The following is a 16,661-nucleotide window of genomic DNA, read 5'->3' on the forward strand; positions in this document are numbered from 1 at the left end:
CTATGTCCCTCAATGCGACATTCACGGCCGTGGGCGAGCACCTGAAACCGGGCCAATCGGGCCAATCGGGCAGCTTGACAGCTCGCTGCCGCAGCCAACTGCCCGGCCTTGGTCATTCGCGACACTCGGCCGGACGCGAGGGTCGTGCTCGTCAGCCCGCGGTCCGCCGGAGTTCGGGTGCTTGGGGGCCGGAACTCGCGTGATCAGAGACGTCACTCGCGTGATTCGGCGCGAATCTCGCGTGCGCCGAGGGGCATCGCGCGTGTCTGGAGGGGCATCTCGCCTGGTTGGGCTGATCGGCGCCGGGTAGCGGACTTCGCCGCTCTCAGCCCGCCACGCGCCGGACCTCCCCCGGAGCGCTCTCGCCGGCGGCCGGAAGCGAAGCCGCCGGGTGTTCGGTCGTCCACTGGGTCGCCGTCGCGATGTCGTTCTTCAGCGCCGTGATCAGGTCCTCCGCCGAGGCGTACGCCTGCTGGTCCCGCAGGTGGGACCCGAGCCACACGACGAGCGTCTCGCCGTACAGGTCGCCGGTGAAGGCCAGCAGGTGCGCCTCCAGCAGGCGGTAACCGTCGGCTCCGTAGTACGTCGGGCGCCGGCCCACCGAGATCGCCGCCGGGATGTGCGTGCCGTCGGCGCGGCGGACCCAGCCCGCCCACACTCCGTCGCCGACCGACCCGGCCTGGTCCCGCAGAGCGATGTTGGCCGTGGGAAAGCCCAGCTCACGGCCGCGCTTGTCGCCCGATTCGACCGGTCCCCGCACCACGAAGTATTCCGGCATCCTGTCCCGTCCTCCCGAGGTCTGCCTTCCACGTTAGCGGGCCGGGACCGGGACGCTCAGGAAGTGGACACCGTCAGCACCGTGTCCGCCAGCACCGGGGCGTCGTCCCGCTCGGCCGCCGACGTCGTGACCAGCAGCCGGCCATCCTCGCGCCAGACCCTTGTCCGCAACGTCTCGCCGGGGAACACCACCCCGGCGAACTTCGCGGCGAACGATCCGATGCGGGACGGGTCGCCGTCGAGGAACTCGTTCGTCAGGACGCGGTTCACGATTCCGTAGGTGCACAACCCGTGGAGGATCGGCCCGGGGAAGCCGGCCGCCCGGGCGAACTCCGGGTCCGCGTGCAGCGGGTTGCGGTCGCCGCACAGGCGGTACAGCAGCGCCTGCTGGGGCAGCGTCGGCGTCTCCAGGACGGCGTCCGGCGAGCGCGAAGGCCACTCCACCCGGTCCGATGGCCCCCGGGAACCGCCGAAACCCCCTTCGCCGCGGGCGAAGATGCTCGACCTGGCCGTCCACAACGGACTGCCGTCGGACGAGGTGACCGAGACCTCCTGGACCACCACCGCGGCCTTGCCCTTGTCGAAGACGTCGGCGATCCGCGATCGGGCCACCGCCTTGCCCGAAGCCGGGATCGGCCGGTGCAGCGTGATCTCCTGCTTGCCGTGCAGCACCTTCGCCAGGTCGATCTCCACGCCCGGGAACGACACCGCCGGCGGGTCGAACACCCGCAGGTTGGCCGCGACCGTCGCGAACGTCGGCAGCACCACCAGGTCACGCTCATAGGTGAACCGCGGCTCGTCCGGCCCCGCCCCGAGCGCCAGGTGGTACAGCAGCACGTCCGACGACGTCCAGGCGAAGCTCACCTCGCCAATCTCGGCCCCGATGGCGACGGCGGGATCGATGGGCACGCGGCACTCCTATTCGTAGCTGATCGAGACCTCGTCGGTGACCGGCAGCGACTGGCAGGCCAGCACGATGCCGTCCGCGATGTCCTCGGTGTCCAGGACCTCGTTGTGCAGCATCTTCACCTCACCCGACACGACCCGGCACGCGCACGCGCTGCACTGCCCCTCCCGGCACGAGTACGGCGCGTCCATGCCCTGCTCCAGCAGGTGGTCCAGCAGCTTCCGTTGCCGCGGCCAGGACAGCGAACGCGTCGAGCCGTCCAGGGACACCGTCAGCGACGCCGGGGAAGCGTCCGAAGCCGGCTCCGCGACCGATTCGACGACGACGTCCTCGAACGGATTGCCCGACAGGGACGTGAACTTCTCGATGTGCACCCGGTTCCGCGGCACGCCGAGCTGCCCGAGCGCTTCCCGCGCCGCCGCCATGAACGGCGCCGGACCGCAGAGGAACGCCTCATACGACGTGTACGCCGACGCCAGGCCCCGCAACTGCGAGACGTCCGGCAGGCCCTGCACGCTCTCCAGCCAGTGCACGACGACCAGGCGGTCGCCGTGGCGCTTCGCGAGCGAAGCCAGCTCGCCCGCGAAGATCACCGAACGCTCGTCGCGGTTCGCGTAGACCAGCACGACCCGGCCGGAACCCTGCTCCAGCGCCGTCTTCAGGATCGCCATCACCGGCGTGATGCCGCTGCCGCCGGCGAACAGCAGGAAGTCCTCGTCCGGCGACGACGGGCAGAACACCCCGGCCGGCGCCAGCGCGTCCAGGGCCATGCCCGGCTTCAGCGACTCGCAGATCCAGCTCGAACCGTAGCCGCCGTCGGTCCGCTTGACCGTCACCTGCACGCGGTTCTCGTGCGGCGCGCTCGACAGCGAGTAGCACCGCGCCACGGAACCGGTCCGGTCACTGGGGATCCGCAACGTCAGGAACTGGCCCGCCGTATAGGAAAACGCCGCAGCGTGCTCTTCGGGGATCTCGAAGACCACCGACCGCGCGTCCGGTGTCTCGACGACGACGTCGGCGACCGTCAGCGTGTAGACCCGCTCAGCCATCGGCCACCGCCAGCGTGCCTTCGCGCACCGCGTCGGAGATGCTGTCGGAAAGCTTCGGGCACGTGTCGAGCAACGCGGTCGGGCCGTCCGTGCCCGCGAACACCGGGCAGGTGTCCGCGGGCCGGGACGTCCACTGGATGCTCGTGTGCTGGATGCTGTTCTTCTTCACCAGCACGCGGGTGCCGCAGCCGCGGCACTCGTGCGGCCGCAGCCCGCCCGACAGGAACTCGGTCTGCTCGGCGGTGGTCACACTTCCGCCTCGGCCTTCTGGCGGGCCATGTTCTCGGCGACCTCGGCCGACCACGCCTCGTTCGCCTTCGTGGTGTCCACTTCGAACTCGAACCGCTGGGTCATGTCATCGGTGACGTCGGCGGCGTCGACGTAGAACTGCTGGTACCAGCGACGAAGCTGGTAGACCGGACCGTCCTCTTCGCACAGCAGCGGGTTGTCGATCTGCGTCTTGTGCTTCCAGATCTCGACGTCCTGCAGGAAGCCGGCGCCGATCCCGCGAGCGAGCTTCGCCGCGATCTTGTCCGCGTGCTCGTCCGAGATCCCCGGCGGCTTCCGCACCTTCATCCCGTACTGCAGCACGAACGACGTCGGCGTGACGGGGTAGTGGCAGTTGATGAGCACGCTCTCGATCTCGTAGCCCTGGAACGAGTTCACCAGTTTGTTGATCATGTACGACGGCCCGAAGTACGACGCTTCCGACCGCAGCAGGTTTTCCTCGCCGCCGTAGTTCGACGCCATGCCCATGTCCGGGCGGCCCTTGGTGTTGAGGTACTGCGTGGCGATGTGACCCTCGAACACGTTCTTGAAGTACGTCGGATAGGCGTAGTGGATGTAGAAGAAGTGCGCCATGTCGACGACGTTGTCGATGATCTCCCGGCAGTTGGAGCCCTCGATGAAGATCGAGTCCCACGTCCAGTTGCTCCACTCGGGACTGTCGGCGGCCTCGATCCGCGGGATGGCCAGCTCCTCCGGTGGCGGGTTGCCCTCGGGGTCGTGCCACAGCAGCAGCTGGCCGTTCCGCTCCTCCGTCGTCCACGACCGCGTCCGCGCGCGCAGCGGAACCCGCTTGGCGTAGGGGATCGAGACGCACTTGCCCTTGCCGTTCCAGCGCCAGTCGTGGAACGGGCAGGCCACCTCGTCGCCCTTGACCGTGCCCTGGGTGAGGTCGCCGCCCATGTGCCGGCAGTAGCCGTCGAGCACCTGCAGTTCGCCGCGCGAGTCGGCGAACACCACGAGCTTCGTGCCGAACGCCGTGATCGCGTGCGGTTTCCCGTCGCGGAAGTTCTCCGCCAGGCCCAGGCAGTGCCAGCCGCGGGCGAACCGGGTTGGCGGCTCACCGGCGTAGATGGTGCGTACCGAATCCTGCGTCATCGCTGCCCTCCCGTGGTCCCCTGATCTTCGTGCGCCAGCCGCGTCGCCGCAAGGTAGCCGAACACCATGGCCGGGCCGATGGTCGCGCCCGGCCCGGCGTACGTCCGGCCCATCACGGCCGCGCTGACGTTGCCCGCGGCGTACAGGCCGGGCACCACCGAGCCGTCTTCGCGCAGCACCCGCGCGTGCTCGTCGGTGCGCAGCCCGCCCTTGGTCCCCAGGTCGCCCGGCACGATCTTCACCGCGTAGAACGGTGCCTTGTCCAGCGGGCCGAGGCTGGGGTTGGGTTTGTTGCGCGGGTCGCCGTAGTAGTGGTCGTACTTGCTCACGCCCCGCTGGAAGTCCTCGTCGACGCCGTTGCGCGCGAAGCCGTTGAAGCGCGAGACGGTCGCCGAGAGCGCTTCGGCCGGGACGTCGATCTTCGCCGCCAGCCCGCTCAGCGAGGACGACTTCGCCGCGATTCCGGCCTTGAACCAGCGGCCCGGCAGCGGCTGGCGCGGCCCGATGCCGGTGAACATGTACCGGTCGCGGTAGCGCTGGTCGAACACGAGCCAGGTCGGGATGTGCTCGCCCGGGCCGTCCCCGGCGCCGTACATCGCGTGCACGGCCTCGACGTACGGCGCCGACTCGTTGACGAACCGCTCGCCGCGCGCGTCGACCATGACGCAGCCGGGCCGCGACCGTTCGGCCAGCGCGAACCACGGGCCCCCGGTCAGCGGCAGCGACGGGCCCCACCAGGCGTCGTCCATCAGGTCGAGCGCCGCGCCCAGCTTGAGGCCGGCGGTGATGCCGTCGCCGGTGTTGGCGGCCGCGCCGACGGTCCAGTCGGTGCCGATCGGCGCGCGCTGGTACTTCTCGCGCATCTCGAGGTTCTGCTCGAACCCGCCGCTGGCGAGGATCACGCCACGCCGCGCGTGCACGACGCCGTGCTCCGTGACGACACCGGTGACCCGGTCGCCGTCGACCCGCAGATCCACCAGCGGGGTCGCCAGCCGGACCTCCACCCCGGCCCGCGCGAGCCCGATCCGGAGCCCCGCCGCAAGCGCTTGCCCCATGCTCAGCAGGTGCTGCCCGCGGACACGCCCGACCAGCCACCGCAGGCCCAGCTTCAGCAGCCGGACGCTGCCGCGCGGGTGCCGGGCCAGGAGGCTCAGCCAGCGGTAGTCCGCCTGGGTGATCGGCACGCCGAGCGGGGGAGCGCTGTACGGCGGTTCGAGGCGAGCCAGCTCCGCGCCGAGCAGCTTGCCGTCGAGGGCGGCCGGCTCGACCGACCGGCCGCCGGACCGCCCGCCGGGGGCTTCGGGGTGGTAGTCGCTGTAGTCGCGGACCCAGCGGAACTCGAGCGGCGTGTGGTCGCACACGAACTTCAGAACTTCGGGGCCGTGGGCGAGGAAGGTCTCGCGCCGGGCGGCCGGGACGACGTCGCCGACGATCGACGCCAGGTACTCGCGGGCCCGCTCGGGCGGCTCGTCGATCCCGGCGGCGCGCAGCGCGTGGTTGCCGGGCAGCCAGACGCCGCCGCCGGAGCGCGCGGTCGAACCGCCGAAGCAGGCTGCCTTCTCCAGAAGGACGACGCTCAGGCCACGGTGAGCCGCGGCCAGCGCGGCGGTCATCCCGGCGGCGCCGCTGCCGACGACAACGACGTCGAACTGCTCCGTCATGCCACCTCGCCTATAACGTGTTCCACGAAATGAGTATCCAGTTGGGAGCCGCTTCCGCCACCATAGACGAGAACGTGTTCCAGTTCTAGGGTGGTGCCCATGGACGAACTCGTCGCGGACGTGGTGATCGTGGGGTTCGGGGCGGCCGGCGCCTGCGCCGCTCTCGAAGCGGCCGACGCGGGCGCGGACGTCGTCATCGTCGAGCGCTTCGCCGGTGGCGGCGCCAGCGCGGTCAGCGGTGGCGTGGTCTACGCCGGCGGCGGGACCCGTCAGCAGCTCGACGCCGGCGTCGACGACTCCGTCGACGCCATGTACGCCTACCTGCGGCTCGAGACCGGGGACGTCGTCTCCGAAGAGACGCTGACGCGGTTCTGTGCGGGCAGCCGCGAGATGATCACCTGGCTGGAGAGCAACGGCGTGCCGTTCGAGGGCAGCCTCTGCCCGCACAAGACGTCGTACCCCAGCGACGAGCACTACCTCTACTACTCCGGCAGCGAAGCCGCCGGTGGCTTCCGCGACGCGGCGAAGCCGGCTCCGCGCGGGCACCGTGTCAAGGGGCCCGGCACGTCGGGAAAGCTGCTGATGGCCCGGCTCATGGCGGCGGTGCGCGAGCGCGGCATCCGGGTGCTGACGCAGACGACCGCCCGGAACCTGGTCCGCGACGAGCGGGGCCGGGTCACCGGCCTCGTCGTCGACACGCTTCGCGACGCCCCCGCCGGGGTGCGTGCCCGGCACCAGCGCTTCGCGCAGTACGCCGCGAAGCCCGGGATCTACGTGCCGTCGCTGCGCAAGTCGCTGCACCGCCGGGTCGAGCGCTTCGAGCGCACGCACGGCCGTGAGCTGCGGATTTCCGCCCGGCGCGGGGTCGTGCTCGCCGCGGGCGGGTTCATCGCCCACCGCGAGATGGTGCGCGAACATGCCCCGGCCTACCGGGGCGGGCTCGCGCTCGGCACGTCCGCCGACGACGGTTCGGGTATCCGGATGGGCGTCGAGGCCGGTGGTGCGACCGGCGAGCTGGGCCGGATCTCCGCGTGGCGGTTCGTCACGCCGCCCAGCGCGTTCCTCGGCGGGATCATCGTCGACGCCGAGGGGAAGCGGGTCATCGACGAGTCCCGGTACGGGGCCGCGGTCGGCGAAAAGCTCATCGAGGACCACGGGAGCAAGGGCTGGCTGCTCGTCGACGAGCCGATCGTCGCGGAGGCACGGCGTGACGGCCGGAAGCAAAGCCAGTGGTTCCAATGGCTTCAGCTGCGCTACCTGCTCCGCCGGGGCCGGGTCGTCGGCTCGACGCTCGACGAGGTCGCGCGCAAGGCCGGGATCGACCCCGAGGGTGTCAAAGCCAGCGTCGAGGCGTACCACGGCGCGGTGGATCCGATGGGCAAGCCCGCCGAGTTCGCGCGACGGCTGGAGAACCCGCCGTTCTCACTGATCGACATCTCGGTGCGGCCGAACCTCGGCTACCCGACACCGATGCTCACCCTCGGCGGCCTGGTCGTCGACGAGGACACCGGCGCGGTGCGGAGCGCGGCGGGGGAGTCGATCGCCGGGCTGTACGCCGCCGGCCGCACCGCCGTGGGAATCTGTTCCAGGTCCTACGTGAGCGGTCTCTCGCTGGCCGACTGCGTGTTTTCCGGCCGCAGGGCGGGGATCAACAGTGCCCTGGCGCAGGGAGTTCTCGACAAAAACGAGAACGTGTTCTAGTCTCTGAGGGTAGTGAAACCTAGAGAGGAACTGCGCATGAGCGAGCAGGTGATCGCCGGGGTCCGGGACCTCCTGCCGGTCCTGCGGGAACGGGCCCAGGACGCCGAGGACGCGCGGCGCGTCCCCGAGGAGTCCGTCAAGGCCCTGCAGGAGACCGGGTTCTTCAAGCTGCTGCAGCCAAAACCGTACGGCGGCTTCGAAGCCGACCCGGTGAGCTTCTACACCGCGGTCAAGCTGATCGCGAGCGCGTGCGGGTCCACCGGCTGGGTCGCCTCCATCCTCGGCGTCCACCCGTGGCACGTGGCGCTGTTCGACGCGCAGGCGCAGCAGGAGGTCTGGGGCGAGGACGAGGACGTGCGGATCTCCTCGTCGTACGCCCCGATGGGCAAGGCGGAAGTCGTCGAAGGCGGTTACCGGCTGTCGGGCCGGTGGAGCTTCTCCTCCGGCTGCGACCACTGCACGTGGGTGCTGCTCGGCGGACCGGCGTTCAAGGACGGCAAGCCGGTCGACTTCTGCACCTACCTGCTGCCGATCGCGGACTACGCCATCGTGGACGTCTGGGACACGGTGGGCCTGCGCGGAACCGGGTCGAACGACATCGTCGTCGAAGACGTCTTCATCCCGCGGCACCGGGCCCTGAGCTTCATCGCGACGTCGAAGTGCAAGGTGCCGGGCCAGGCCGTGAACCCCGGCCCGCTGTACCGGCTGCCGTACGGTTCCGTGCACCCGACCACGATCACCGCGCCGATCATCGGCATGGCGCAGGGCGCCTACGACGCGCACGTGGAGCACCAGGGCAAGCGCGTGCGGGCCGCGTACGCCGGTGAACAGTCCAAAGAGGACCCGTTCGCCAAGGTGCGGATCGCCGAGGCGGCCAGCGAGATCGACGCCGCCTGGCTGCAGCTGACCCGGAACATCGACGAGCTGTACGAACTCGCGAAGCGCGAGGAACGCCTGCCCGTGGACCTGCGGCTGCGCGTCCGGCGCGACCAGGTGCGCGGCACGGAACGCTCGATCGCCGCGATCGACCGGCTCTTCGAGAACTCCGGCGGCCGCGCCATCCAGTCCGGCACGCCGATCCAGCGATTCTGGCGCGACGCGCACGCCGGCCGCGTCCACGCGGCGAACGACGCCGAGCGCGCGTACGTCATGTTCGGCACCGGCGCCTTCGGGCTGCCCGTCGAGAACGCGATGTACTGATGGCCCCCGAAGGAAAGTACGTCCAGGCGGGCAGCCTCAAGCTGCACTACCACGAAGCGGGCGCCGAGCACGCCGAGACGGTGATCCTGCTGCACGGCGGCGGCCCCGGCGCGTCGGCGTGGAGCAACTTCGGGCGCAACCTGCCGGAGTTCGCCAAGCACTACCGGACGATCGCCGTCGACCAGCCGGGCTTCGGCCGCTCGGACAAGCCGGCCGAGCACCCGCAGTACTTCCGGCACAGCGCGGACGCCGTCGCCGGCCTGATGGACGCCCTCGGCATCGAACGCGCCCACTTCGTCGGCAACTCCCTCGGCGGCGGGGCGGCGGTGCGGCTCGCGCTGAACCACGGCAAGCGGGCCGGCCGGCTGGTGCTGATGGGGCCGGGCGGGCTGAGCGTCAACGTCTTCGCCCCGGACCCGACCGAAGGCGTCAAGAACCTCGGCAAGTTCGCCGCCCACCCCAGCCGGGAGCGGATGGAAGCGTTCCTGCGGATCATGGTCCACGACCAGAGCCTGGTCACCGACGAGCTGATCGACGAACGCTTCGCCGCGGCGAACACCCCGGAGTCCCTCGCCGCGATGCGCGCGATGGGGATGTCGTTCGCGCAGCCCGGCACCTACGAAGAAGGCATGCTCTGGCGCGAAGCCCACCGCCTCCGCCAGCGCGTGCTGCTGATCTGGGGACGCGAAGACCGCGTCAACCCCCTCGACGGCGCCTTGCTCGCGCTGAAAACCATCCCGCGCGCGCAGTTGCACGTGTTCGGCGGCTGCGGGCACTGGGCCCAGCTGGAGAAGTTCGACGAGTTCAACCGGCTGGCCCTCGACTTCCTCGGGAGTTCCTGATGGGCATCCGGTCACTGGGCTACCTCCGCATCGAAGCCACCGACATGGCGGCCTGGCGCGAGTACGGGCTCAAGGTGCTCGGCATGGTCGAAGGCAGCGGCACCGACCCCGACGCGCTCTACCTCCGCATGGACGACTTTCCGGCGCGGCTGGTGATCTCGCCCGGCGAGGCCGACCGGCTGGCGCGGACCGGCTGGGAGGTCGCGACCGCGGCCGAGCTGGCCGAGCTGCGGTCCCGGTTGGACGGTGCCTCGGTGCCGTACAAGGAAGGCACGCCCGACGAGCTGGCCGACCGGCGCGTCGACGAGCTGATCAGCTTCGACGACCCGTCCGGCAACACCCAGGAGGTGTTCCACGGCGTCGCGCTGCAGCACCGCCGCGTCGTCAGCCCGTATGGCCACAAGTTCGTCACCGGCGAGCAGGGCCTCGGCCACGTCGTTTTGTCTACAAAGGACGACGAGGCGTCGCTGCGGTTCTACCGGGACGTCCTCGGCTTCCGGCTGCGCGATTCGATGCGCCTGCCACCGCAACTGGTCGGCCGGCCCGCCGACGGGCCACCCGCGTGGCTGCGGTTCTTCGGCTGCAACCCGCGGCACCACAGCCTGGCGTTCCTGCCGATGCCGACGCCGAGCGGGATCGTGCACCTGATGGTCGAGGTGGAGAACACCGACGACGTCGGCCTGTGCCTCGACCGCGCCATCCGGCGGAAGGTGCCGATGTCGGCCACGCTCGGCCGGCACGTCAACGACCTGATGCTGTCGTTCTACATGAAGACCCCGGGCGGCTTCGACGTCGAGTTCGGCTGCGAAGGCCGTCAAGTCGACGACGACAACTGGATCGCGCGCGAGAGCACCGCGGTTTCGCTGTGGGGCCACGACTTCTCGGTCGGCGCGCTCGGTCAAGAGCAGGCATGACCTCGGTGGCGGTCGACCAGACCGAGTTCCGCAGCGTGCTCGGGCACTTCTGCACGGGCGTCACTGTCGTCACCGGCCGCGACGGCGACACCCTCGCCGGGTTCGCCTGCCAGTCGTTCGCGGCCCTGTCGCTCGACCCGCCGCTGGTGCTGTTCTGCCCGGCCAAGACGTCCCGCACCTGGCCGGTGCTCGCCGCGGTGGGCCGGTTCGCGGTCAACGTGCTGGCCGAGGACCAGCAGGAGGTCAGCGCCGTGTTCGGCGCGCGCGGCCAGGACAAGTTCGCGCGGTTCGGCTGGACGCCCGCGCCGTCCGGGGCGCCGCTGCTCGACGGCGCGCTCACCTGGATCGACTGCGCGCTGGAAGCGGTGCACGAGGCGGGCGACCACTACGTGGTGATCGGCCGGGTCACCGCGCTGGGGAAGCCGTCGGACGCGCGGCCGCTGCTCTTCCACTGCGGCCGGTACGCCGTCACCGAGCCGGCGCGCGACCCGCTTTCGGCGCTGATGCCGTGGCCACGGCCGGACGACTGGCTGTGATCGCGCACGCGCTGTGCCCGGCGATCGCGATGGGTTGACTCGACCGGGTGGTGTGCACGTTTTCACAGGTGGACCGCGTCCCATTCGCCCGTGGAAGCCGGCGTCCGGGCGCACACTGGCCCCCGAGAAGACGTTCCCGGGAGGAGTGTGTCGCGCATGCGTGGGCCCAGTGGACGGATCGCCCGGTTCCGGCGCCGGTTGCACCCGGGCCGCAACCCGCTGGCGCGGGTCGGCGACCGGATCGAAGCCGCCCTTCTGGCGCTGCTGATCGCGGGCGCGCTCCTGGCGTGGCCGTTCGCGGCGGCGTTCGGCTCCGAGACCTACGCGGCCCAGACCGCGCGCGGCGCGCAGGAGCAGGCCACCCGCCACCCGGCGACGGCGGTTTCGCTCGCCGCGGCGGACAGCCAGCCCTTCAGCACCGACGGCGCCGGCGACCCGCCCGCCCAGGCGACGGCCCCGGCCGCCTGGTTCGACGCGCGAGGCGGCCGCCACACCGGTGACGTCCTCGCCGACGCCGGCAGCCCGGCCGGCACCCGCGTAACCGTCTGGCTGGACCAGCACGGCGAACTGACCAGCGAGCCCCTGTCGCCGGCCACGGCGGCGGCCGACGGCGTCTTCGCGGCGATCCTGCTCTGGGTCGCCATCACCGGCGCCCTCGCCGGCCTCTACGGCGCGAGCCGGTTCGTCCTGGGCCGGCTCCACTCGGCGGCCTGGGACCGGGCCTGGGCCGAAGCCCGGCACGACAGCCGCTTCTGAGCCGTCACTTCCAGCGGAAGTGCACGAACACCCGGCCGAAGTTGTCCTTGTCCTTCTCGATCCGGTGGTAGAGCGCCTTGACGTCCTTGCGCTCGAGGAACCGCAGGACGTGCTTCTTCAGCTGACCGGAGCCCTTGCCCGGGATGATCTCGACGAGTGGCGCCTTCTTGGCGACGGCTTCGTCGATGATGGCCCGGAGCGCCCGGTCGATCTCGCCGCCGCGGTTGTAGACGTCGTGGAGGTCCAGCTTCAGCTTCACAGCTTTACCTTCACAGCGCCTGCCACCAGCCGTCGACCGCCGGGGGTTCGGCGACGTCGACGCGCTCGCCCGGGCGCGGGATCGCCAGCGCGAGGTCGGCCGCCTTCGCTTCGCGCCACACCCGGTCGGCCGGCTCGCCCCACGGGTGCATCGCCAGCTGGAACGTCGCCCAGTGCACCGGGACCAGCAGCTTCGCCCGCACGTCGAGCCCCGCCGCGACGCCCTCTTCGGGCGTCATGTGGATGTCCGGCCACAGCGTGGCGTACGCGCCGATCTGGATCAGGGCCGCGTCGAACGGGCCGTGCTCCGAGCCGATCTTCGCGAAGCCGTCGAAGTAGCCCGTGTCGCCGCTGTAGAACACCCGGTGCGCCGGGCCCAGCAGCACCCACGACGTCCACAGTGTCTCGTCGTTCGTGAGGCCGCGGCCGGAGAAGTGCTGGGCCGGCGTCGCGACGAACCGGACGCCCGCGACCGAAGCCTCTTCGTGCCAGTCCAGCTCGATGATCCGGCCGGCCGGGACGCGCCAGCGTTCCAGGTGCGCGCCGACCCCGAGCGGCACCAGGAACGGCGCTTCGGACCCCGTCACCAGCGCGCGGACCGTGGCCAGGTCCAGGTGGTCGTAGTGGTCGTGCGAGATGACGACGGCGTCGATCCGGCCGAGCCCGGACAGCGGCACCGGCGGCTCGTGCAGCCGCCGGGGGCCGGCGAACGCGGCCGGTGACACCCGGTCGCTCCACACCGGGTCGAGCAGCACGCGGGCGCCGTCGAGCTCGACCAGCGTCGACGCGTGGCCGTACCAGGTGAGGTGCAGGCCGTCGGCCGCCTCGACCGGCTCCGCCGCGACCAGCGGGACGGTGCCGGCGGGTTTGCGCAGCTCACGGTGCTCGCCGAAGAACATCTCGCGGAAGATGGTCCGCATCGACGCCGCCGTCATCGGGTGCCGGGGCGCGACGTTGCGGAACACCTTGCCGTCGAACTGCGGCGAGGAACGGACCCGCTCGGCCCGCTCCCCGGCGGCCTTCGCACCGAACGCCGCCGGCAGGTCGCGCAGGGCCGCGATCGTTCTCCTCATGACCTCGAGTCTACGAACGGTTCCTGAGAGGCGCCCCAGCTTCGTGCAGGTGGGTGAGGGCCTGCCGGTAGGACTCGATCAGGCTCGTCTGCAGGTAGGGGACGCCCAGCTCGGCGCAGTAGGCCTGGACGATCGGCTGCGCGCGCTGCAGGTGCACCGACGGCATGCTCGGGAACAGGTGGTGCTCGATCTGGTAGTTGAGGCCGCCGAGGGCGACATCGGTCACGACACCGCCGCGGACGTTGCGGGAGGTCAGCACCTGCTTGCGCAGGAAGTCGAGCTCGGCCGGCCCGGTCAGCGTCGGCATGCCCTTGTGGTTGGGCGCGAAGATCGATCCCATGTAGATACCCCAGAGCGCCTGGTGGACCACGAAGAACAGCAGTGCCATGCCGGGGGAGAGCACGAGGAACAGCGCGCCGAGGTAGACGACGACGTGCGTGGCGAGCAACGCGGCTTCCACCCAGCGGCGGCGCAGGCCCGGCTTGCACACCGCGCGGATCCCCGACACGTGCAGGTTCAGCCCTTCGAGCGTCAGCATCGGGAAGAACAGGAACGCCTGGTAGCGCCCGATGAACCGGGCGGCGCCGCTCGCTTCCCCGGCCTGGCCCTTCGACCACACGAAGATGTCCGGGTCGACGTCGGGGTCGAGCTCCTCGTGGTTCGGGTTGGCGTGGTGGCGGGTGTGCTTGTCCATCCACCAGCCGTAGCTCATCCCGATGCCGAGGTTGCCCACGAGCATCCCGGCGATCTCGGTCGGCCGGCGACGGCGGAACACCTGCTTGTGCGCGAGGTCGTGCGAAAGCAGCGCGATCTGGCCGAACATCACGGCCTGGAACGCGGCGACGGCCAGCTGCCACCACGAGTTCCCGAGCAGCGCGAAGGCGACCCACCCGGCGGCGAACAACCCGCCCACGACGGCGAACCGGGCGGTGTAGTAGCCGGGACGGCGCTTCATCAGGCCGGCGGCGGAGACTCGGTGGCTCAACCGGGCGAAGTCGCTGCCGGTGTGCACGAGGTTTTCTGTGGTCACCGGCCAGAGTCTTCCTGGTAGGGGTCTTCGCGGGAACCCGGAACGCCCCAGGCACTTTCCGGGGGCCTGCCCTACCAGCGGATCTGGTATAGGCAAGGCCGCCCCACGTGATAAACGCCTCTTTCCTGGCGCCCGGCGAACTGAATGAGTCGTTCACACGTAGGCCGGGCCGGGGCGGTCAGCCGCCGACGTAGGCCGCGAGGTGCTCGCCCGTGAGCGTGGCGCGGGCGGCGACCAGGTCCGGCGGCGTGCCCTCGAAGACGATCTTGCCACCGTCGTGGCCCGCGCCCGGGCCGAGGTCGATGATCCAGTCCGCGTGGGCCATCACCGCCTGGTGGTGCTCGATGACGATCACCGACTTGCCCCCGTCGACCAGCCGGTCGAGCAGGGCGAGCAACTGCTCGACGTCGGCGAGGTGCAGGCCGGCCGTCGGCTCGTCCAGGACGTAGACCCCGCCCTTGTCGGCCATGCGTGTGGCGAGCTTGATCCGCTGCCGCTCGCCGCCGGACAGCGTCGTCAGCGGCTGGCCGATGGTGAGGTAGCCGAGCCCGACGTCGGCCAGGTGCGTGAGGATCTTGTGCGCCGCCGGGAGCTGCGCTTCGCCGTCGCCGAAGAACTCCCGGGCCTCGGCCACCGACATCGTGAGCACCTCGCTGATGTCGCGGCCGCCGAAGGTGTACTCCAGCACCTCGGCCATGAACCGCTTCCCTTCGCACACCTCGCAGGGCGTGGCGGTGCCGGCCATGATCCCCAGATCGGTGTAGACCACCCCGGCGCCGTTGCAGTTGGGGCACGCGCCCTCGGAGTTGGCGCTGAACAGCGCCGGCTTGACGCCGTTGGCCTTGGCGAACGCCTTGCGGATCGGTTCCAGGAGGCCCGTGTACGTCGCCGGGTTGCTCCGGCGCGAGCCGCGGATCCCGGTCTGGTCGACCGCCACCACCCCGTCGCGGCCGGCGACCGAGCCGTGGATAAGCGAGCTCTTGCCGGAGCCCGCCACCCCGGTCACGACGACCAGCACGCCGAGCGGGATGTCGACGTCGACGTCCTGGAGGTTGTGCGTCGAAGCCCCGCGCACCTCCAGCGTCCCGGACGGCGACCGCACCGATTTCTTCAGCGAAGCGCGGTCGTCCAGGTGCCGCCCGGTGATCGTCTTGCTCTTCCGCAGTTCGTCCACAGTGCCCTCGAACACCACTTCGCCGCCGTCCGAGCCGGCGCGCGGGCCGAGGTCGACGACGTGGTCGGCGATCGCGATCGCCTCGGGCTTGTGCTCCACGACCAGTACTGTGTTGCCCTTGTCGCGCAACTGCAGCAGCAGCTCGTTCATGCGCTGGATGTCGTGCGGGTGCAGCCCGATCGTCGGCTCGTCGAAGACGTAGGTGACGTCGGTGAGCGACGACCCGAGGTGGCGGATCATCTTGGTGCGCTGCGCCTCGCCGCCGGACAGCGTGCCCGACGGCCGGTCGAGCGAGAGGTAGCCGAGCCCGATCTCGACGAACGAGTCGAGGGTGTGCTTCAGGGCGTCCAGCAGCGGCGCGACCGACGGCTCGGCCAGCTTCCCCACCCAGGCGGCGAGGTCGCTGATCTGCATCGCGCAGGCGTCGGCGATGCTGATCCCGTCGATCTTCGACGACCGGGCCTCTTCGGACAGCCGCGTGCCGTCGCAGCCGGGGCACGTGGTGAACGTGACGGCCCGCTCCACGAACGCGCGGATGTGCGGCTGCATCGAGTCGACGTCCTTGGCCAGCATGGACTTCTGGATCGCCGGGACCAGCCCCGAGTAGGTCAGGTTGATGCCATCGACCTTGATCTTGGTCGGCTCCTTGTACACCAGGTCGTTGAACTGCTTCTTGGTGAACTTCTTGATCGGCTTGTCCGGGTCGAAGAAGCCGCTGCCGCGGAAGATGCGGCCGTACCAGCCCTCCATGCTGTAGCCGGGGATCATGATCGCGCCCTCGTTGAGCGACTTGTTCTCGTCGAACAGCGCGGTCAGGTCGATGTCGTTGACCTTGCCGCGGCCCTCGCAGCGCGGGCACATGCCGCCGGTGATGCTGAAGCTGCGCCGCTCCTTGATCTGCCGGCCGGCCTTCTCGATGGTGACCGCGCCCGCGCCGCTGATCGAGGCGACGTTGAACGAAAACGCCTGGGGCGAACCGATGTGCGGCCGGCCGAGCCGGCTGAAGAGGATGCGGAGCATGGCGTTGGCGTCGGTGGCGGTGCCGACGGTGGAGCGGGGGTCGGTGCCCATCCGCTCCTGGTCGACGATGATCGCGGTGGTCAGCCCGTCCAGGACGTCGACGTCGGGCCGGGCCAGCGTCGGCATGAAGCCCTGCACGAAGGTGCTGTAGGTCTCGTTGATCAGCCGCTGCGACTCGGCGGCGATCGTGCTGAACACCAGGGAGCTCTTGCCGGAGCCGGAGACCCCGGTGAACACCGTCAGCCGTCTCTTCGGCAGCTCGACGCTGACGTCCTTGAGGTTGTTCACGCGCGCGCCGTGGACCCGGATCAGGTCGTGGCTGTCGGCGGCGTGCGGCGCGGTCGTGTTCTTCCTCGCGGGCTTGCTCATCGGGGTCTCCA

At 70.6% G+C, this 16,661-nt stretch carries 16 protein-coding genes; 6 read left to right on the forward strand and 10 right to left on the reverse strand.

Annotated features, from left to right (window positions below; all coding sequences use genetic code 11):
• Positions 1-325 precede the first annotated feature (325 nt).
• Genes AB0M82_RS29855 through kstD form a run of 6 tightly spaced genes read right to left on the reverse strand, consistent with a single transcriptional unit; the run spans position 326 to position 5,777 of the window.
• Positions 326-778, reverse strand: coding sequence for a riboflavin kinase (locus AB0M82_RS29855; RefSeq protein ID WP_364728696.1), 453 nt, complete (start codon positions 776-778; stop codon positions 326-328).
• A gap of 56 nt (positions 779-834) precedes the next feature.
• Complete coding sequence (locus AB0M82_RS29860) at positions 835-1,686, reverse strand: MaoC/PaaZ C-terminal domain-containing protein (protein WP_364728699.1); 852 nt, start codon at positions 1,684-1,686, stop codon at positions 835-837.
• Positions 1,687-1,695: 9 nt separating this feature from the next.
• A complete protein-coding gene (locus tag AB0M82_RS29865) occupies positions 1,696-2,733 on the reverse strand; it encodes a ferredoxin--NADP reductase (RefSeq protein ID WP_364728702.1) in 1,038 nt (345 codons plus the stop codon).
• Positions 2,726-2,983, reverse strand: coding sequence for a hypothetical protein (locus AB0M82_RS29870; RefSeq protein WP_364728705.1), 258 nt, complete (start codon positions 2,981-2,983; stop codon positions 2,726-2,728). The genes AB0M82_RS29865 and AB0M82_RS29870 overlap by 8 nt, the downstream gene beginning before the upstream one ends.
• Positions 2,980-4,116: a Rieske 2Fe-2S domain-containing protein gene (locus tag AB0M82_RS29875; RefSeq protein ID WP_364728708.1), complete on the reverse strand. Its 1,137-nt coding sequence runs from the start codon at positions 4,114-4,116 to the stop codon at positions 2,980-2,982. Before AB0M82_RS29875 ends, AB0M82_RS29870 begins: the two co-directional genes overlap by 4 nt.
• Positions 4,113-5,777: a 3-oxosteroid 1-dehydrogenase gene (gene kstD / locus AB0M82_RS29880; RefSeq protein ID WP_364728711.1), complete on the reverse strand. Its 1,665-nt coding sequence runs from the start codon at positions 5,775-5,777 to the stop codon at positions 4,113-4,115. The genes AB0M82_RS29875 and kstD overlap by 4 nt, the downstream gene beginning before the upstream one ends.
• Positions 5,778-5,876: 99 nt before the next feature.
• On the opposite strand from kstD, the gene AB0M82_RS29885 reads away from it, so the two are divergent.
• The 6 genes from AB0M82_RS29885 to AB0M82_RS29910 all read left to right on the forward strand — a co-directional run bounded on the left by AB0M82_RS29885 (position 5,877) and on the right by AB0M82_RS29910 (position 11,726).
• Complete coding sequence (locus tag AB0M82_RS29885; protein WP_364728714.1) at positions 5,877-7,478, forward strand: FAD-binding protein; 1,602 nt, start codon at positions 5,877-5,879, stop codon at positions 7,476-7,478.
• 36 nt (positions 7,479-7,514) lie between these two features.
• A complete protein-coding gene (gene hsaA / locus AB0M82_RS29890) occupies positions 7,515-8,678 on the forward strand; it encodes a 3-hydroxy-9,10-secoandrosta-1,3,5(10)-triene-9,17-dione monooxygenase oxygenase subunit (RefSeq protein ID WP_364728717.1) in 1,164 nt (387 codons plus the stop codon).
• Positions 8,678-9,520 (forward strand): 4,5:9,10-diseco-3-hydroxy-5,9,17-trioxoandrosta-1(10),2-diene-4-oate hydrolase, encoded by an 843-nt coding sequence (hsaD, locus tag AB0M82_RS29895; protein ID WP_364728720.1) that lies wholly within the window; start codon positions 8,678-8,680, stop codon positions 9,518-9,520. The genes hsaA and hsaD overlap by 1 nt, the downstream gene beginning before the upstream one ends.
• The gene (hsaC, locus tag AB0M82_RS29900; RefSeq protein ID WP_364728723.1) at positions 9,520-10,434 is read left to right on the forward strand and encodes an iron-dependent extradiol dioxygenase HsaC; all 915 of its coding nucleotides are present in this window, start codon (positions 9,520-9,522) and stop codon (positions 10,432-10,434) included. Before hsaD ends, hsaC begins: the two co-directional genes overlap by 1 nt.
• On the forward strand, positions 10,431-10,970 hold the full coding sequence (gene hsaB / locus AB0M82_RS29905; RefSeq protein ID WP_364728726.1) for a 3-hydroxy-9,10-secoandrosta-1,3,5(10)-triene-9,17-dione monooxygenase reductase subunit: 540 nt from the start codon (positions 10,431-10,433) through the stop codon (positions 10,968-10,970). Before hsaC ends, hsaB begins: the two co-directional genes overlap by 4 nt.
• A gap of 156 nt (positions 10,971-11,126) precedes the next feature.
• The gene (locus AB0M82_RS29910) at positions 11,127-11,726 is read left to right on the forward strand and encodes a hypothetical protein (RefSeq protein ID WP_364728729.1); all 600 of its coding nucleotides are present in this window, start codon (positions 11,127-11,129) and stop codon (positions 11,724-11,726) included.
• Positions 11,727-11,730: 4 nt separating this feature from the next.
• Here the strand turns inward: AB0M82_RS29910 and AB0M82_RS29915 are convergent, their stop codons facing one another.
• The 4 genes from AB0M82_RS29915 to AB0M82_RS29930 form a co-directional block, all read right to left on the reverse strand.
• Positions 11,731-11,985: a Smr/MutS family protein gene (locus AB0M82_RS29915; protein WP_364728732.1), complete on the reverse strand. Its 255-nt coding sequence runs from the start codon at positions 11,983-11,985 to the stop codon at positions 11,731-11,733.
• A gap of 10 nt (positions 11,986-11,995) precedes the next feature.
• Entirely contained in the window at positions 11,996-13,057 is a 1,062-nt protein-coding gene (locus tag AB0M82_RS29920) for an MBL fold metallo-hydrolase (RefSeq protein WP_364728735.1), read from the reverse strand.
• 10 nt (positions 13,058-13,067) lie between these two features.
• Positions 13,068-14,087: an acyl-CoA desaturase gene (locus AB0M82_RS29925; RefSeq protein WP_364728738.1), complete on the reverse strand. Its 1,020-nt coding sequence runs from the start codon at positions 14,085-14,087 to the stop codon at positions 13,068-13,070.
• A gap of 178 nt (positions 14,088-14,265) precedes the next feature.
• Positions 14,266-16,650, reverse strand: coding sequence for an excinuclease ABC subunit UvrA (locus AB0M82_RS29930; RefSeq protein ID WP_364728741.1), 2,385 nt, complete (start codon positions 16,648-16,650; stop codon positions 14,266-14,268).
• Positions 16,651-16,661 lie beyond the last annotated feature (11 nt).

Origin of the sequence: Amycolatopsis sp. NPDC051128 (genome assembly GCF_040682715.1) — a bacterium.
Classification (GTDB): domain Bacteria; phylum Actinomycetota; class Actinomycetes; order Mycobacteriales; family Pseudonocardiaceae; genus Amycolatopsis.

Coding starts and splice junctions, on each gene's coding strand:
- hsaA (WP_364728717.1), top strand. CDS start 7,515: ATGAGCGAGCAGGTGATCGCCGGGGTCCGGGACCTCCTGCCGGTCCTG.
- hsaB (WP_364728726.1), top strand. CDS start 10,431: ATGACCTCGGTGGCGGTCGACCAGACCGAGTTCCGCAGCGTGCTCGGG.
- kstD (WP_364728711.1), bottom strand. CDS start 5,777: ATGACGGAGCAGTTCGACGTCGTTGTCGTCGGCAGCGGCGCCGCCGGG.
- AB0M82_RS29910 (WP_364728729.1), top strand. CDS start 11,127: ATGCGTGGGCCCAGTGGACGGATCGCCCGGTTCCGGCGCCGGTTGCAC.
- AB0M82_RS29875 (WP_364728708.1), bottom strand. CDS start 4,116: ATGACGCAGGATTCGGTACGCACCATCTACGCCGGTGAGCCGCCAACC.
- AB0M82_RS29920 (WP_364728735.1), bottom strand. CDS start 13,057: ATGAGGAGAACGATCGCGGCCCTGCGCGACCTGCCGGCGGCGTTCGGT.
- AB0M82_RS29930 (WP_364728741.1), bottom strand. CDS start 16,650: ATGAGCAAGCCCGCGAGGAAGAACACGACCGCGCCGCACGCCGCCGAC.
- hsaD (WP_364728720.1), top strand. CDS start 8,678: ATGGCCCCCGAAGGAAAGTACGTCCAGGCGGGCAGCCTCAAGCTGCAC.
- AB0M82_RS29855 (WP_364728696.1), bottom strand. CDS start 778: ATGCCGGAATACTTCGTGGTGCGGGGACCGGTCGAATCGGGCGACAAG.
- AB0M82_RS29885 (WP_364728714.1), top strand. CDS start 5,877: ATGGACGAACTCGTCGCGGACGTGGTGATCGTGGGGTTCGGGGCGGCC.
- hsaC (WP_364728723.1), top strand. CDS start 9,520: ATGGGCATCCGGTCACTGGGCTACCTCCGCATCGAAGCCACCGACATG.
- AB0M82_RS29865 (WP_364728702.1), bottom strand. CDS start 2,733: ATGGCTGAGCGGGTCTACACGCTGACGGTCGCCGACGTCGTCGTCGAG.